This window comes from Pseudarthrobacter kochi (assembly GCF_055412805.1).
Map to the genome: position 1 here is coordinate 14,248 of NZ_JBVAYV010000020.1, position 15,247 is coordinate 29,494.

The 15,247-nt window shown below is 67.7% G+C and carries 10 protein-coding genes; 2 read left to right on the top strand and 8 right to left on the bottom strand.

Annotated elements, in window-relative coordinates; genetic code table 11:
- Window positions 1-129: 129 nt before the first annotated feature.
- Together ACZY0Y_RS11355 and ACZY0Y_RS11360 are read left to right on the top strand one after the other, a co-directional pair.
- Window positions 130-1,407 carry a thiolase family protein gene (locus tag ACZY0Y_RS11355; protein ID WP_463958066.1) on the top strand — a complete coding sequence of 426 codons (1,278 nt, stop codon included), beginning with the start codon at window positions 130-132 and terminating at the stop codon, window positions 1,405-1,407.
- Window positions 1,404-3,569, top strand: coding sequence for a 3-hydroxyacyl-CoA dehydrogenase NAD-binding domain-containing protein (locus ACZY0Y_RS11360; RefSeq protein ID WP_463958067.1), 2,166 nt, complete (start codon window positions 1,404-1,406; stop codon window positions 3,567-3,569). Before ACZY0Y_RS11355 ends, ACZY0Y_RS11360 begins: the two co-directional genes overlap by 4 nt.
- A gap of 9 nt (window positions 3,570-3,578) precedes the next feature.
- Here the strand turns inward: ACZY0Y_RS11360 and ACZY0Y_RS11365 are convergent, their stop codons facing one another.
- The 8 genes from ACZY0Y_RS11365 to ACZY0Y_RS11400 all read right to left on the bottom strand — a co-directional run bounded on the left by ACZY0Y_RS11365 (window position 3,579) and on the right by ACZY0Y_RS11400 (window position 15,164).
- A complete protein-coding gene (locus ACZY0Y_RS11365) occupies window positions 3,579-4,673 on the bottom strand; it encodes a nucleoside hydrolase (RefSeq protein ID WP_463958069.1) in 1,095 nt (364 codons plus the stop codon).
- 72 nt (window positions 4,674-4,745) lie between these two features.
- Complete coding sequence (locus tag ACZY0Y_RS11370) at window positions 4,746-5,723, bottom strand: aldo/keto reductase (RefSeq protein ID WP_463884440.1); 978 nt, start codon at window positions 5,721-5,723, stop codon at window positions 4,746-4,748.
- Window positions 5,724-5,805: 82 nt separating this feature from the next.
- Window positions 5,806-6,024 carry a helix-hairpin-helix domain-containing protein gene (locus ACZY0Y_RS11375; protein ID WP_463884438.1) on the bottom strand — a complete coding sequence of 73 codons (219 nt, stop codon included), beginning with the start codon at window positions 6,022-6,024 and terminating at the stop codon, window positions 5,806-5,808.
- 66 nt (window positions 6,025-6,090) lie between these two features.
- Window positions 6,091-6,648 carry a hypothetical protein gene (locus ACZY0Y_RS11380; protein WP_463884434.1) on the bottom strand — a complete coding sequence of 186 codons (558 nt, stop codon included), beginning with the start codon at window positions 6,646-6,648 and terminating at the stop codon, window positions 6,091-6,093.
- Window positions 6,649-6,742: 94 nt separating this feature from the next.
- Window positions 6,743-8,716 carry a 1-deoxy-D-xylulose-5-phosphate synthase gene (dxs, locus tag ACZY0Y_RS11385; RefSeq protein WP_463958071.1) on the bottom strand — a complete coding sequence of 658 codons (1,974 nt, stop codon included), beginning with the start codon at window positions 8,714-8,716 and terminating at the stop codon, window positions 6,743-6,745.
- 141 nt (window positions 8,717-8,857) lie between these two features.
- The gene (locus tag ACZY0Y_RS11390) at window positions 8,858-11,671 is read right to left on the bottom strand and encodes an aconitate hydratase (protein WP_463958073.1); all 2,814 of its coding nucleotides are present in this window, start codon (window positions 11,669-11,671) and stop codon (window positions 8,858-8,860) included.
- 170 nt (window positions 11,672-11,841) lie between these two features.
- Window positions 11,842-13,188 (bottom strand): class I SAM-dependent RNA methyltransferase, encoded by a 1,347-nt coding sequence (locus ACZY0Y_RS11395; RefSeq protein WP_463958074.1) that lies wholly within the window; start codon window positions 13,186-13,188, stop codon window positions 11,842-11,844.
- Complete coding sequence (locus ACZY0Y_RS11400; RefSeq protein ID WP_463958076.1) at window positions 13,185-15,164, bottom strand: APC family permease; 1,980 nt, start codon at window positions 15,162-15,164, stop codon at window positions 13,185-13,187. Before ACZY0Y_RS11400 ends, ACZY0Y_RS11395 begins: the two co-directional genes overlap by 4 nt.
- Window positions 15,165-15,247: the final 83 nt, after the last annotated feature.

Sequence of the window (15,247 nt, forward strand, 5' to 3'; positions counted from 1 at the left end):
CACCGCACTCCTTGCCAGCTATGTTACTGACGAGTAACATGTTGTCTGATGTCGCCTGGATCACTGTTGCCCTTGGCTTTTGCGCCCGGGCTGCGTATCCGGCACCCAGGTCCCGATGAGGAGTAGCACGTGAGCCAGCACCCGAGCAGCGGAACACACAGCGTTGGAAGAAACAGGACCATCCGCGAGGTCGTCTTCGTCGATGGCGTCCGCACCCCGTTCGGCCGCGCCGGCGAGAAGGGCATCTACGCCGGAACGCGGGCCGACGACCTCGTGGTCAAGTGCATCCGCGAACTGATGCGCCGGAACCCGTCCCTGCCGGCCGAACGGATCGACGAAGTGGCCATCGCGGCGACGACGCAGACCGGCGACCAGGGACTGACGATCGGCCGCACCGCGGCCCTGCTCGCCGGACTGCCGCGGACCGTCCCGGGATTCGCGATCGACCGGATGTGCGCAGGCGCCATGACCGCCGTGACCACGACGGCGAGCGGCATCGGCTTCGGCGCCTACGACGTCGTGATCGCCGGCGGCGTGGAACACATGGGCAACCACCCGATGGGCGCCGGCGCGGATCCCAACCCGCGCTTTATGTCCGAACGGATCGTGGACCCGGCAGCCCTGAACATGGGAAACACGGCCGAGAACCTGCACGACCGCTTCCCCGCGATCACCAAGGACCGCACCGACGCCTACGCCGTCGCCTCCCAGGACAAGCTGGCGGCGGCCTACGGCAAGGGCCAGATCCAGCCGGACCTGGTCCCGGTCGCGACGATGAAGCCGGGCCAGGGCTGGACCGTGAACACGGTGGACGAGCCGCCGCGCCCGGGGACCTCCGTGGAGGACCTTGCCTCGCTCAAGACCCCGTTCCGCGCGCACGGCCGGGTCACTGCCGGCAACGCCGCCGGCCTCAACGACGGCGCCACCGCCGCCCTGCTGGCCTCCGCCGAGGCCGCCGAGGAACTGGGCCTGCCGGTCAAGATGCGCCTGGTCAGTTACGCCTTCGCCGGCGTTGAGCCTGAGGTCATGGGCATCGGCCCGGTCCCGGCCACCGAAAAGGCCCTCAGGAACGCCGGTCTGGGCATCGGGGACATCGGCCTGTTCGAAATCAACGAGGCCTTCGCCGTCCAGGTGCTCAGCTTCCTGGACCACTTCGGGATCGCCGACGACGACCCCCGGGTCAACCGCTATGGCGGGGCGATCGCCGTCGGACACCCCCTCGCGTCCTCCGGCGTCCGGCTGATGAACCAGCTGGCCCGCCAGTTCGAGGAGGACCCCACGGTCCGCTTCGGCATGACCACAATGTGCATCGGCCTGGGCATGGGCGCCACCGTCATCTGGGAAAACCCGCACCACGCCGACTACGGCACCGAATACACCACCACCGAGACTGGAGCCGCAGCATGAGCGCCGCCGATTTCCGCAAACTTGCCGAACTGTTTCCGAACGAATCGGTGACGCATTCCTACGTCCAGGACATCGAGCTCCCCGCAGTCAACGGCACGAGCCCCGGCACGTTCGCCCTGGTCACACTGGATAACGGCCTGGACCACTCCAAGCCCACCACCCTGGGTCCCAACACCCTGATCGAGCTCGGCACCGTCCTGGAAGGACTCAAGGAGCGCGCCGCCCGCGGCGAGATCGTGGGCGTGGGCGTCACCGGTAAGCCCTACTTTCTGGTCGCCGGAGCAGACCTGTCCACCGTCAAGTCCATCAGCGGCCACGAACACGGTCTCTGGATGGCCCAGCTCGGCCACGACGTCTACGGCACGCTGGCCAACCTGGGTGTCCCCAGCTTTGCCTTCATCAACGGCGTGGCCCTGGGCGGCGGGCTGGAGATCGCCCTGCAGTCCACCTACCGCACCGTGTCCACCGGCGCCGGGGCGCTGGCCCTCCCGGAGGCCTTCATCGGCCTCATCCCGGGCTGGGGCGGCGTCTACATCCTGCCGCGCCTGATCGGCCCGGAAAACGCCGTCAAGGTGATGATCGAGAACCCGCTCAGCAACAACCGAACCCTCAACGGCCCGCAGGCCTTCAACCTCGGCGTCGCGGACGCCATGTTCGAGCCCGCGGACTTCGTGGAGCAGTCCGTCGCCTGGGCCGCGCAGGTCATCGCGGGCGCCGTGGCCCCGGAACGTGCCAACGCCGTCGACCCCGCCGCCCCGGAGGTCGCCGCCCGCTGGGCCGCCGCCATCGCCTCCGGCCGGTCGCTCGTGGAGGCCCGGACCTCCAACGCCTCCCCGGCGCCGGCCAAGGTCCTCGAGGTCATGGAAGCCAACCGGACGCTGACGCAGGCCCAGTCCGCGGAGCTGGAATGCGAGACCCTCGCGGACCTCATGCAGACGGACGAGTTCCGCTCCACCGTCTACGCCTTCCTGGACCTGGTGCAGCGCCGCTCCAAGCGTCCCGCCGGCGCGCCGGACCGCAAGCTCGCCCGCCCCGTGACCAAGATCGGCGTTGTGGGAGCCGGCCTGATGGCCAGCCAGCTCGCCCTGCTCTTCGCCCGCCAGCTCAAAGTGCCTGTCGTGATGACGGACATCGACCAGGCCCGGGTGGACAAGGGCGTCGGCTACGTCCACGCCGAGGTGGACAAACTGCAGCAGAAGGGCCGGATCAGCCCAGACGCCGCCAACCGGACCCGGGCGCTCGTCACGGGATCGGTGTCAAAGGACGCCTTCGCCGACGCCGACTTCGTGATCGAGGCTGTCTTCGAGGAGCTCAACGTCAAGAAGCAGGTCTTCAAGGAGGTCGAGGCGATCGTCTCTCCCGAGTGCATCCTTGCGACCAACACCTCCTCACTGTCCGTCACCGCCATGGCCGAGGACCTGGAGCACCCGGAGCGCCTGATCGGCTTCCACTTCTTCAACCCCGTCGCGGTGATGCCGCTGCTGGAAATCGTCCGCGCGCCGAAGACCGACGACGCCGTGCTGGCCACCGCGTTCGAGCTCGCCAAGGGGCTCAAGAAGTCCGCCGTGCTCGTCAAGGACGCCCCGGCGTTCGTGGTGAACCGCATCCTGCTGCGCCTCATGGGCGAAGTGACGGCCGCCTTCGACGAAGGCACCCCCGCGGAGGTCGCGGATAACGCGCTGCGCACGATGGGCCTGCCGATGACGCCGTTCGTCCTCGGGGCCATGGTAGGCCTGCCGGTCGCGCAGCACGTCCAGGAATCCCTGCACGCGGCGTTCCCGGAGCGCTTCACGGTGTCGGAAAACCTGCAGAAGCTGATCGACAACGGGGTGACGTCCATCTGGGCTCCGGCCTCGGTCCAGGCCGGCAAGCCCGCGATCCCGGCCGGGACGCTCGCGCTGATGTCCTTTGGCAACACCCCGTCCACCGGCGAGGAGGTGCTGCGCCGCACGCAGGACGCCCTGGCCGAGGAAATCGGGCTGATGCTGGCCGAGGGCGTCGTCGCCGGCCCGGAGGACATCGACCTCTGCATGATCCTCGGGGCGCGCTGGCCGATGTTCCTCGGCGGCATCACCCCGTACCTGGACCGGGTGGGCGCCTCCGAGCGGGTCAACGGCCGGAAGTTCCTGGCGCCCGGCGTGGCGTCCGAACCGGCAGCCTGAACAACCCGGCTAACCGGCGTCCCCCAGCGGCGGCGGGCAACAGATGTCCTGAAGCCCGCCGCAGCTCCCAACCCAACCAGCGGCGGGCGGACCGGAGGACATGCTCCGCCGTGCCAGCGCCCCCACCGAGGCAATCAGCTCCTCGAAGCACCGCTCCGGGTCGTTGGAGGAGACGATCCGGGCGTTGGGCGGCAGGCCCCACAGCCCGCGGAAATCCGCCACCGTGGTGCCGACCAGCAGGGGTGAGCCGGTTTCGACGTCGACCGTGGCCAGCCGGGTGCTGAACGGGGTGCGTCCGACGGCGGCGCAGGCCGCGAAGGCGTCGTGCATGTGCGCCACGTAGCCCTGCTCGTAGAGCCGGTGGAATTCCATGTAGAACCGGATCGCGTCCGAGAGGCAGGCCACGATCGGGTTGGCTGAGGAGCTGCGGAGGCTCTCAGCCTGCTCCGGCAGGACCAGTTCCGGTCCGGCCCCGGCGGCTTCGCCGAGGCGGCGGAGGTGATCCGGCAGCATCTCAATGCGCTCCGTCGTTTCCAGCGCGCACACCACCGGCAGCTTCTCCTCCGGAACTCCGCGGTAAGCGGCGAAGACTTCCCTGGCCGCGTGCGGGTCCACCGAGACGTTCCATTCCGCTGTCGGCGTGGTGTTGCCCTGGTAGTAGAAGCTGCCGCCCATGATGACGAGGCCCTTGAGCAGCCGCGGCAGTTCCGGTTCGCGGCGCAGGGCGAGGGCGAAGTTGGTCAGCGGTCCCGTGACCAGTCCGGTGATTTCGCCCGGGTGCGCCCGCACGTCCTCCACCCAGACGTCGACGGCGTGGCGGCGGGAGATCTGCTGGGCGGGTGCCGGTAGTTCGGCGTAGCCGATGCCCTGCGGTCCGTGGGTCTCCTCGGTGGTGACCAGCGGAATTTCCAGCGGCACCTCGGCGCCGATGGCCACCTCAATGCCCTGCCGCCCGCACAGCTCCAGCAGCGCCAGGTTGTTCAGCGCAACCTGGCGGGCACCGACGTTCCCCGCCGTGCAGGTGATGGCCTGGAGGTGGACCTCCGGCCGGGAGAGCAGGTAGACGAGGGCCAGGGCGTCGTCGATTCCGGTGTCGACGTCCATCAGGATTCTCTGCGTTGGAGCGGGGATCCCGGGCAGGGGGCTGCCCGTGGTCCCCGGCGAAACGGGCTCCATCTAGAACAGTGCGACCTTCGGGGTGCGCGGGAAGAGGTCGTTGAGTTCGGCACGTTCCGCGGCGCTGGGGATCCAGGCCACGGCGGCGGCGTTCTGCCGGACCTGCTCGGGCCGGGTGGCTCCGGCGATGACGCTGCTGACCGAGGGCTGGGCCGCGAGCCAGGAGAAGGCGACCTGGATCTCGGTCAGGTCCCGTTCGGCCGCGAAGGCGCTGAAGGCAGCCAGCTGTTCCCAGTCGGCGTCGTGGACCAGGTTGGTGCGGGTGTGGCTCAGGCGCGAGCCCTCGGGTGCGGTGTCCCTGGCGTACTTGCCGGTCAGCAGGCCGTTGGCGAGGGGGAAGTACGGCAGCACACCCAGGCCGTAGGCTTCGGCCGCCGGCGTGACCTCGAGTTCGGCCCGGCGGTCCAGCAGGTTGTAGTGGTTCTGGCTGGAGATGAAACGGGCTCCGCCGCGGGCGCGGGCCGTGAATTCGGCCTCGGCGATCTGCCAGCCGGCGCGGTTGGAGTGGCCGATGTAGCGGACCTTGCCGCTGGTGACGAGATCGTCGAGGGCGGCGAGGGTCTCCTCGATCGGGGTCAGCGGGTCGGGCGTGTGGAACTGGTAGAGGTCGATCCAGTCCGTGCCGAGCCGGCGCAGCGAGGCCTCCGCGGCCTTGATGATGTACCGGCGGGAGCCGCGGGCGCCGAAGTCGTTGCCGTTGGCCCCGCGCATGTCCATGCCGAACTTGGTACCGATGACGGCGTCGTCGCGGCGGCCTTGCAGGGCCTTGCCCAGCATCGTCTCGCTGAGGCCAGGCTCCCGGCCGTAAGTGTCAGCGACGTCGAAGAAGGTGATTCCGCCGTCCAGGGCCGCATGCACGACGGCGTCAGTCCCCTCCTGCGACTCGGTCGCCGTATTGGCCCGGCCCAGGTTGTTGCAGCCAAGCCCTACGACGGAGACGGTCAGCCCGGAATTTCCTACGCGGCGGTATTCAGTCATGGGATTCAGCCTATAACGGCCGGGAGCGGCTCCGGGGCAGCGCCGGCCGCGGGCGGTTGGCCGGCGGCAGGGCTCCCCCGAATCAACCTGCGGGCAGTTCCAGCCCTCGTTCGTCCAGGGCATCCTCGAGCTGGGCAAGGGTCCGCGGGCAGATTCCGTGCATCCCGGCAAGCCGACGCCGGCCGAGCTGCACGAGGTGCTCGAGGGTCTCGACGCCCGCGTGCGCGAGCGACTTGCGTGCCGGCGCCGCCAGCCCCGCCGGGAGCGGGGTGCTGCCTGGTTGAGAGGATCTGCGCGTCATGGCGTTGCCTTTCAGTCGGTTGCCCCAAACTGATGCGAGCCGTGCCCGGCCCCTTGCAGGTGTTACCTAGAGCGTGAAGCTGTTGGCCGGCTTCGGCGCGTACTTGAGCTTGAAGGAGGTCTCGCCGAAGGCTGCGGCGCCGATGCTCAGCTTGGTGAAGTCCAGGTCCTCGCCCCGGATGCAGACCTTGATGGCGTTGACGGCCTTGTTGACGTCCGGGGTGAGGATGAAGATGTTGAGCTTGGCATCGGAGAATTCCGAGCGGTCCACGATTCCGAGTCCCCGCCACGCCAGGTGGCTGATGAGCGCGTCCTTGGCCTTTTCCTCAAGGTAGCGGTCGCGGTCCGTGCCGTCCTTGGTCTTGAGGGCGTACTGGGCCACGACCCAGGACTGCTCGTCCTCGGGAATTTCCACAAAACCGTCTTCGGCGCACTGCACAGCAAAGGCGTCCATCAGGCCCTCGGCGGCAGCGGCGTCCGCGACGTCGGTCTCCTCCGTCTTGCTCTGGTGCCCGACGACGCCGTGGTTCATCACGAACTGGCTGTAGTCCTCGTCGAACCAGGCCTCCCTGAATTCGAGGACCCCTTCGTCGTTGCGTTTGTAAACCCGGATAATCCCGCTCATGCCCGTCCTCTCCTGAACCATTCGCGGTCTGCGCCGTCGAAGGGTGGCTGTTGTGCCTTGACGGCCTGGTAAAGCTGGTCCGATGCCTGGTGCATCACAGAATCGGCAGGCTGCCGGTGCTGGGGTGTTCCTGGCCCGGGAGGGGACGCGCGAACGGCACCTTGGTCCCCAGGACCTGGGCCACGACGTCGTGGGTGATCTGCTGGGCGGTCAAGCCGACCCGTTCGAGCACCTGGCTGCGGGTTCCGTGGTCCAGGAACTCCACCGGGAGGCCGACCTCGTTCAGAGCGGTGTCCACTCCGGCGGCACGCATTTCCTGCCGGATCCGGGACCCGACACCGCCGGCGCGGACCCCGTCCTCGATGCAGATGACGAGGCGGTGGTGGGAGGCGAGGGCGACGATGGATTTCCGGACCGGAAGCAGCCAGCGGGGATCCACGACCGTGGAGCTGATGCCCTGCGCGCCGAGCCGGTTCGAGACGTCCAGGGCGAGTTCGGACATCGCACCGACGCTGACGATCAGCACGTCGTTTTCGCTGGAGCCGGCGGGGCGGCGTGCCAGCACGTCCACACCGTCGCTGAGCCGTTCGACGGCCTCAACCTCGGCACCCACGGTGCCCTTGGAATAGCGGATGACGCTGGGGGCGTCCTCGATGGCGACGGCTTCGCGGAGTTCCTCGCGCAGCCGGCTGGCGTCGCGGGGCGCGGCCAGGTGCAGTCCGGGAACAATCTGGACCATGGCCATGTCCCACATGCCGTGGTGGCTGGGGCCGTCGGGCCCGGTGACGCCGGCCCGGTCCAGGACGATGGTGACACCGGCTTTGTGCAGGGCAACGTCCATCAGGAGCTGGTCGAAGGCGCGGTTCAGGAAGGTCGCGTAGACCGCGACGACGGGGTGCAGTCCCCCGAATGCCATGCCGGCGGCGGAGGTGAGGGCGTGCTGCTCGGCGATGCCGACGTCGAACACCCGCTCCGGGTGCCGCGCGGCGAACTTGTGCAGCCCGACGGGGATCAGCATGGCGCCGGTGATGCCGACGATGTCCTTGCGCTCGTCCGCGATGTCGGCGATCTCGTCGGCGAAGACGGCAGTCCAGGACTTCGCGCCGCCAACCTCGGTGGGTTCGCCGGTCTCCGGGTCGATGATCCCGACGGCGTGGAACTGGTCCGCTTCATGGGCGCGGGCGGGTGCGTAGCCGTGGCCCTTTTCGGTCATGGCATGCACGATCACGGGACCGGCGTAGTTCCTGGCGGTGGACAGGGCGATCTCCATGGCCTGGAGGTCGTGGCCGTCCACGGGGCCGATGTATTTCATCCCGAGGTCCTCGAACATGCCCTGCGGGGCCCACCAGTCCTTGACGCCCTTCTTCAGGGCATGCAGGCTGCGGTAGGTGAACTGGCCCGCGGGTCCGCCGTTCTGGAGTTTCCGCCGCCACCAGTCCAGGGTGCCTTCGTAGGCGGGTGCGGCGCGGAAGGAATCAATGGTGGGGCGCAGCGAGGCGAGGTAGTCCGCGAAGCCGCCCACGGTCGGGGCGTAGGAGCGGCCGTTGTCGTTCACGACGATCACGACGCGGCGCTTTTTGTCCGCGGCAATGTTGTTGATGGCCTCCCAGGCCATGCCGCCGGTGAGTGCGCCGTCACCGACGACGGCGATGACGTAGCGGTCGCCGTCGCCGGTCAGCTGCCGGGCCCGGGAGATCCCGTCCGCCCAGGAGAGCGAGGAAGACGCGTGGGAGCTTTCGACGATGTCGTGTTCGGATTCGGCGCGGTCCGGGTAGCCGGACAGGCCGCCCTGCTGGCGCAGGGTGCTGAAGTCCTGGCGTCCGGTGAGGAGCTTGTGCACGTACGACTGGTGGCCGGTGTCGAAGACGATGCTGTCGCGGGGGGAATCGAAGATCCGGTGCACCGCGATGGTGAGTTCCACGACGCCGAGGTTCGGACCCAGGTGCCCGCCCGTCTGGGAGACGTTGCCGATCAGGAATTCCCTGACTTCGGCTGCGAGCTGATCCAGCTGCGCCCCGGACAACTTGCTCAGGTCCTGCGGATTCCGGATGGTCTCCAAGATTCCCAACGGCCCCTCCTTCGGGTGGTAGACATGCCTTTTAACTCTAACGCCTCCGGGGAAGCCCTGGTGCCGGTCGGTTGCCGGAACCAGAAAGCCCCGGTCCGTCGGTGACGGGCCGGGGCTTTCCGTTGGACTGCTGGGTCTGCGCTAGTTCGCGGAGATCTGGCGCAGCACGTACTGCAGGATGCCGCCGTTGCGGTAGTAGTCAGCCTCGCCCGGGGTATCGATGCGCAGGACCGCATCGAAGGACGTGACAGTGCCGTCTTCGGCCGTGGCGGTGACCTTGAGCGTCTTCGGCGTGGTGCCTTCGTTGAGGGCGGTGACGCCTTCAACGGCGAAGGTTTCCGTACCGGTCAGCCCGAGGCTGGCAGCGTTCTGGCCGGCCGGGTACTGCAGGGGCAGGACGCCCATGCCGATCAGGTTGGAGCGGTGGATGCGCTCGTAGCTTTCGGCCACGACAGCCTTGACGCCCAGGAGCGCGGTGCCCTTGGCTGCCCAGTCACGGGACGAGCCGGAGCCGTACTCCTTGCCGGCCAGGACGACCAGCGGGATGCCGGCGGCCTCGTAGTTCTGCGCGGCATCGTAGACGTAGGCCTGCGGGCCGTCGGCCTGCGTGAAGTCGCGGGTGAAGCCACCCTCGACGCCGTCCAGGATCTGGTTCCTGATCCGGATGTTCGCGAACGTTCCGCGGATCATGACCTCGTGGTTGCCACGGCGTGAGCCGTAGGAGTTGAAGTCCTTGCGCGCCACACCGTTGGCCAGCAGGTACTGCCCGGCCGGGGTGTCCGACTTGAACGACCCTGCCGGGGAGATGTGGTCCGTGGTGACGGAGTCGCCCAGCATCAGCAGCACACGGGCGCCGGTGATGTCCGTGACGGGCTCCGGCTGTGCCTTCATGCCGTCGAAGTACGGGGGCTTCCGGACGTACGTGGACTTCGGATCCCAGGCGAAGGTGTCGCCGGCCGGGGTGGAGAGTGCCTTCCAGCGGTCGTCGCCTTCGAAGACTCCCTCGTAGCCGCGGGCGAACATTTCCTTGTCGATCGAGGAGTCGATGACCTGCTGGACCTCGACCGGGTTCGGCCAGATGTCCTTCAGGAAGACGTCGTTGCCGGCCTCGTCCTGTCCCAGGGCGTCGTTCTCGAAATCGAAGTCCATGGTTCCGGCCAGGGCGTACGCGATGACCAGCGGCGGGGAGGCCAGGTAGTTCATCTTCACGTCCGGGTTGATCCGGCCTTCGAAGTTGCGGTTGCCGGAGAGCACGGCGGTGACGGAAAGGTCGTTGGCCTGGATGGCCTCGGAGATTTCCGCGTCGAGCGGGCCGGAGTTGCCGATGCAGGTCGCGCAGCCGTAACCGACGATGTAGAAGCCGAGCTTCTCCAGGTACGGGGTCAGGCCCGACTTGTTGTAGTAGTCGGTGACAACCTTGGACCCGGGAGCCACGGAGGTCTTGACCCACGGCTTCGAGGTCAGGCCCTTGTCGACGGCGTTGCGGGCCAGCAATGCGGCGGCCAGCATCACGGACGGGTTGGACGTGTTGGTGCAGGACGTGATCGAGGCGATCGACACTGCGCCGTGGTCCAGTTCGAACTCGCGGCCGTCTGCGGTCTTGACGCTGACCTTGTTGGACGGGCGGCCGTCCGACGCCGGGCCGTGCGAGTGCGGAGCCTCGTCCGTGAGGTGGCTTGCGGAAGCGGTGAACGACGGCGCATCCGACGCGGGGAAGCTTTCGTCGATTGCCTCGTCCACACTTCCGCCAACCAGCTCTTCCTTCACGTAGTTGCGCAGGTCCTGGCGGAACTGGTCCTTGGACTCCGTGAGGATGATGCGGTCCTGCGGGCGCTTCGGGCCGGAAATCGACGGAACAACCGTCGACAGGTCCAGCTCCAGGTACTCGGAGAACTTGATCTCCTTGGAAGGATCGTGCCAGAGGCCCTGTTCCTTCGCGTAGGACTCCACGAGGGCAACGTTCTCGTCCGAGCGGCCGGTGAGGCGCAGGTAGTCGAGGGTGACGTCGTCGATCGGGAACATGGCGGCCGTGGAGCCGAACTCCGGGCTCATGTTGCCGATGGTGGCGCGGTTGGCCAGCGGCACAGCCGCGACGCCTTCGCCGTAGAACTCCACGAACTTGCCGACCACACCGTGCTTGCGCAGCTGCTCGGTGATGGTCAGGACGACGTCGGTGGCGGTTGCGCCGGCCGGGATGGACCCGGTCAGCTTGAATCCCACGACGCGCGGGATCAGCATGGAGACGGGCTGGCCAAGCATGGCCGCCTCGGCTTCGATGCCGCCGACACCCCAGCCCAGCACACCCAGGCCGTTGACCATGGTGGTGTGGGAGTCGGTGCCGACGCAGGTGTCCGGGTAGGCCCGGACGACGCCGTCAATTTCCCGGGTCATGACGGTGCGGGCCAGGTACTCGATGTTGACCTGGTGCACGATGCCGGTTCCCGGCGGGACGACCTTGAAGTCGTCGAACGCTGTCTGGCCCCACCGCAGGAACTGGTACCGCTCGCCGTTGCGCTGGTACTCGATCTCCATATTGCGCTCCAGTGCGCCGGCGTTGCCGGAGAAATCGATCTGCACCGAATGGTCAATCACCATTTCGGCAGGAGCCAGCGGGTTGACCCGCTTGGGGTCACCGCCGAGTTCCTTGACTGCTTCACGCATGGTCGCAAGGTCCACAACGCAGGGCACGCCAGTGAAGTCCTGCATGATCACGCGCGCCGGCGTGAACTGGATTTCAGTGTCGGGCTCGGCGCTGGGGTCCCAGCCGGCCAGTGCTCGGACGTGATCGGCCGTAATGTTGGCGCCGTCCTCGGTCCTCAACAGGTTTTCAAGCAATACCTTGAGGCTGAACGGAAGGTTTTCTGCACCTTCAACGGAGTTCAACCGGAAAATTTCGTATTCGGTACCGGCTACATTAAGTTTGCCTTTTGAACCGAAGCTGTCCACAATGCTCATCGCAGGACTCCTCTCGCAACAGTTTTATCTTTGTCGCACCGCAGACCCCCTGCTAGTTAGGGTGGCCTAACTAGCGCCGGCCTTGTTAGCACAAGGACCAGCACAAGGTGCAGGAGGTCAGCCGTGATTACGGAGCGCGACGTCGGACTACTCCGCCCATCCTAGTGGCCTCAGCCCCGGGGAGTCAGCAGCGCCACAGTCTCCATGTGGTGGGTGTGCGGATACAGGTCAAAGGCCCGGAGCCCCGCCAGTTCCCAGCCGGACTGCTGGAAGTAGCCCACATCGCGGGCAAAGGACGCCGGATCGCAGGACACATAGGCCACGGCCCGGGGTCCCGCCCCGACCAGCTGGTTGACGACGGCCTTGCCGGCACCGGCCCGGGGCGGGTCCAGCAGGACGGCGTCGAAGCTGCGTGCTTTCTCGCGCAGGACCCGGTCCACCCGGCCCTGCACGATCTCCACCTGGGCTGCGTCATGGAGGTTCTTGCGGGCGTCACGGCTGGCGCCGGGCGATCCTTCCACGGACAGCACGGACCCGGTGGCCCCCACGGCGTCCGCGAGCGGCGCGGTGAACAGCCCCGCCCCGGCGTAGAGGTCCGCCACCACGGAGCCTGGTTCCAGGAAGCCGCCGTCGTGCAGGAAACCGGTCACGGCACCGACGAGGGTGTCCGGGGCGTCCCGGTGGATCTGCCAGAAACCGTCGCCGGTGACGCGGTAGTCGTGGCCGGACGCGGTCTCCTGGACGTAGGTGCGTCCGCGCAGCCGCAGCACCTCGCCCTTGACCGGATCGAAGCTGGCCACGGAGATGTCCTCGGGCAGCTGGGCGAGGACCGCACTGAGCCGCTTGGCCCGGGTCCCCGCGGCCGGGACGAGGAGCACCAGCGGGCGGGAGCCGTTCGCCGGGGCGGCGACCTCAAGGCGTTCGATGCCCTGCAGGTCGATGTCCCAGAGCCGGAGGGAGTTGATGGCGTCCACGGCCAGGGGCATCTCCCGGACCGGGAGGATTATGTCGGAGCGGTGCGCGTGCATGCCGAGCTTTCCGGCCGGGGTCACGGCGAAACCTGCGCGGGTGCGCCAGCCAAGGCCCGCCGCCGCCGGCGTTCCGGGCTCCCCCACGGCTTCCACCGTTACCGGGCCCTCGACGCCGGCCAGGCGGTGCAGCTGCTCGGCCAGCACCTCGGCCTTGAGGCGGCGCTGGCGTTTGAGGGAGATGTGGCCGAGTTCGGCGCCTCCCACGGGCGGGTGGCGGTGCGACCAGGACCGCGCGGAATCCGCCAGGTCCCAGAAATGCTCCACCCGGTCGGGGGATGCCGCCAGGACTTCGACAACGTCGCCGCGCCAGAACTTGGCGTCCGGGCCGGACTCGGTCAGGCGGACCCGGACCTTCTCGCCGGGGATGCCGTGGCGGACGAAGACCACACGTCCCTCGTGCCGGGCCACGCAGTGCCCGCCGTGGGCGACCGGCCCGACGTCGACAATCAGTTCGGTGTGGGCTTGCGTCTGGGTGTCGGAACTCATTTTTGGATGTCCTGCAGTCTCTTGGCTTCTTCGGAGGATTTCAGCTGCCACGGCACGCTGGCCACCATCACGCCCGGCTCGAAATGCAGCCGGGTCTTGATGCGCAGTGCGGTCTGGTTGTGGACCAGTTGCTCCCACCACTTACCCACAACGTACTCGGGGATGTAGACGACAATCAGGTCGCGGGGCGAATCGCGCCGCATGTTCTTGATGTACTCCATGATGGGGGTGACCGTTTCGCGGAACGGGCTGGCCAGCACCGTCAACGGTACCGGGATTTCCAGCTTCTCCCAGTCCGCGATCGTCTGTTCGGTCTCTTCGCTGCTGATGTCCACTGTGATGGCGTCCAGCCGGGACGGCCGTGACGCGCGGGCGTAGGCAAGCGCCCGCAGCACCGGCTTGCGGACGTGCGAGACGAGCAGCACGGCGTGCACGCGGGTGGGCAGTGCCCGCGGCGAGGAGTCCTCGTCCACGGCCAGTTCCTTGGCCACGTTGTCGTAGTGCGCCCGGATGCTCCACATGATCAGGAACAGCGCGAGCATGGCCAGCAGCGCGATCCACGCGCCCTGCTGGAACTTGGTGATCAGCACAATCACCAGGACCAGCGCGGTCATGCCGAAGCCGATCGTGTTGATGGTGCGCGACTTGAGCATACGCAGCTTGACGGCGGGGTCCTTCGCGAGCTTCAGTTCCCGGCCCCAGTGCCGGATCATGCCGAGCTGGCTGATCGTGAAGGAGATGAAGACGCCCACGATGTAGAGCTGGATGAGCTTGGTGACGTCGGCGTTGAAGGCGATGATCAGCACCAGCGCGCCGGCGGCCAGCGCCAGGACGCCGTTGCTGAAGGCGAGCCGGTCCCCGCGGGTGCGCAGCTGCCGGGGCAGGTAACCGTCCTGGGCCAGGATCGAGCCAAGCACCGGGAAGCCGTTGAACGCCGTGTTGGATGCGAAGACGAGGATCACGCCGGTGGCGGCGACGACAATGAAGAAGGGGATGGAGCCTGCGCCGAAGATGGTCTGCGCAATCTGGCTGATCGCCGGACTCTGGATATACCCCTCCGGCAGCAGCTTGCCGTCCAACAGGAACTCGGTCGCCGGGTCCAGCACGATGTGCACCTTGGTGGCGTTGGCGAGGTAGATGATCCCGGCCAGCATGGAAGCGGCGATCACGCCGAGCAGCAGCAGGGTGGTGGCCGCATTCTTGGACTTGGGCTTCTGGAAGTTCGGCACGCCGTTGCTGATGGCTTCAATCCCGGTCAGCGCCGCTGCGCCGGAAGAGAAGGCCCGGAGCAGCAGGAAGGCGCCGGCGAGGCCGACCAGTCCCTCGTCGAAGCCCGCCGCAGGCACGATCGTGAAGGCTGCCGAGGGGGCCTCGCCCAGCTGGCCGGTGGCCGCCTGGAAGATGCCGATGGCCGTCATGCCCAGGATGGAGGCCATAAAGATGTAGGTGGGGACGGCGAAGACGCTGCCGGCTTCCTTGATGCCGCGCAGGTTCACGAGGGCCAGGATCACGACGCCGATCACCGCGATGGCGGCCTGCTGGCCGTGCAGTGCGGGCACCGCGGTGGTCAGGTATGTCGCGGCCGAGGACATCGACACCGCAACGGTCAGCACGTAGTCGACCAGCAGCGCGGAGGCGACGGTGAGCCCGGCATATTTGCCCAGGTTCTCGTTCGCGATCTCGTAGTCGCCGCCACCGGAGGGGTAGGCATGGACGTTCTGCCGGTAGGAGGCGACAACGGTCAGCAGCACCACCATGACGGCCAGCCCCACCCAGGGCGAGAATGCCACGGCGCTGACGCCGGCCAAGGCCAGGGTCAGGAGGATTTCGTCGGGCGCATAGGCCACGGAGGACAGGGCGTCGGAGGCGAAGATAGGAAGCGCGATCCGCTTCGGAAGCAGGGTGTGGGCCAGGCTGTCGTTCCGGAAGGGCTTGCCTACCAGCACCCGCTTCACGGCATTGAAAATTGTCGGCACTCCACAAAACTAGTCGCATTCGGGCGCGATGTCATGACGGCGGCCGGCCGCAGCCCCACGGCGGCTCCCGCGCGCCCCGCACC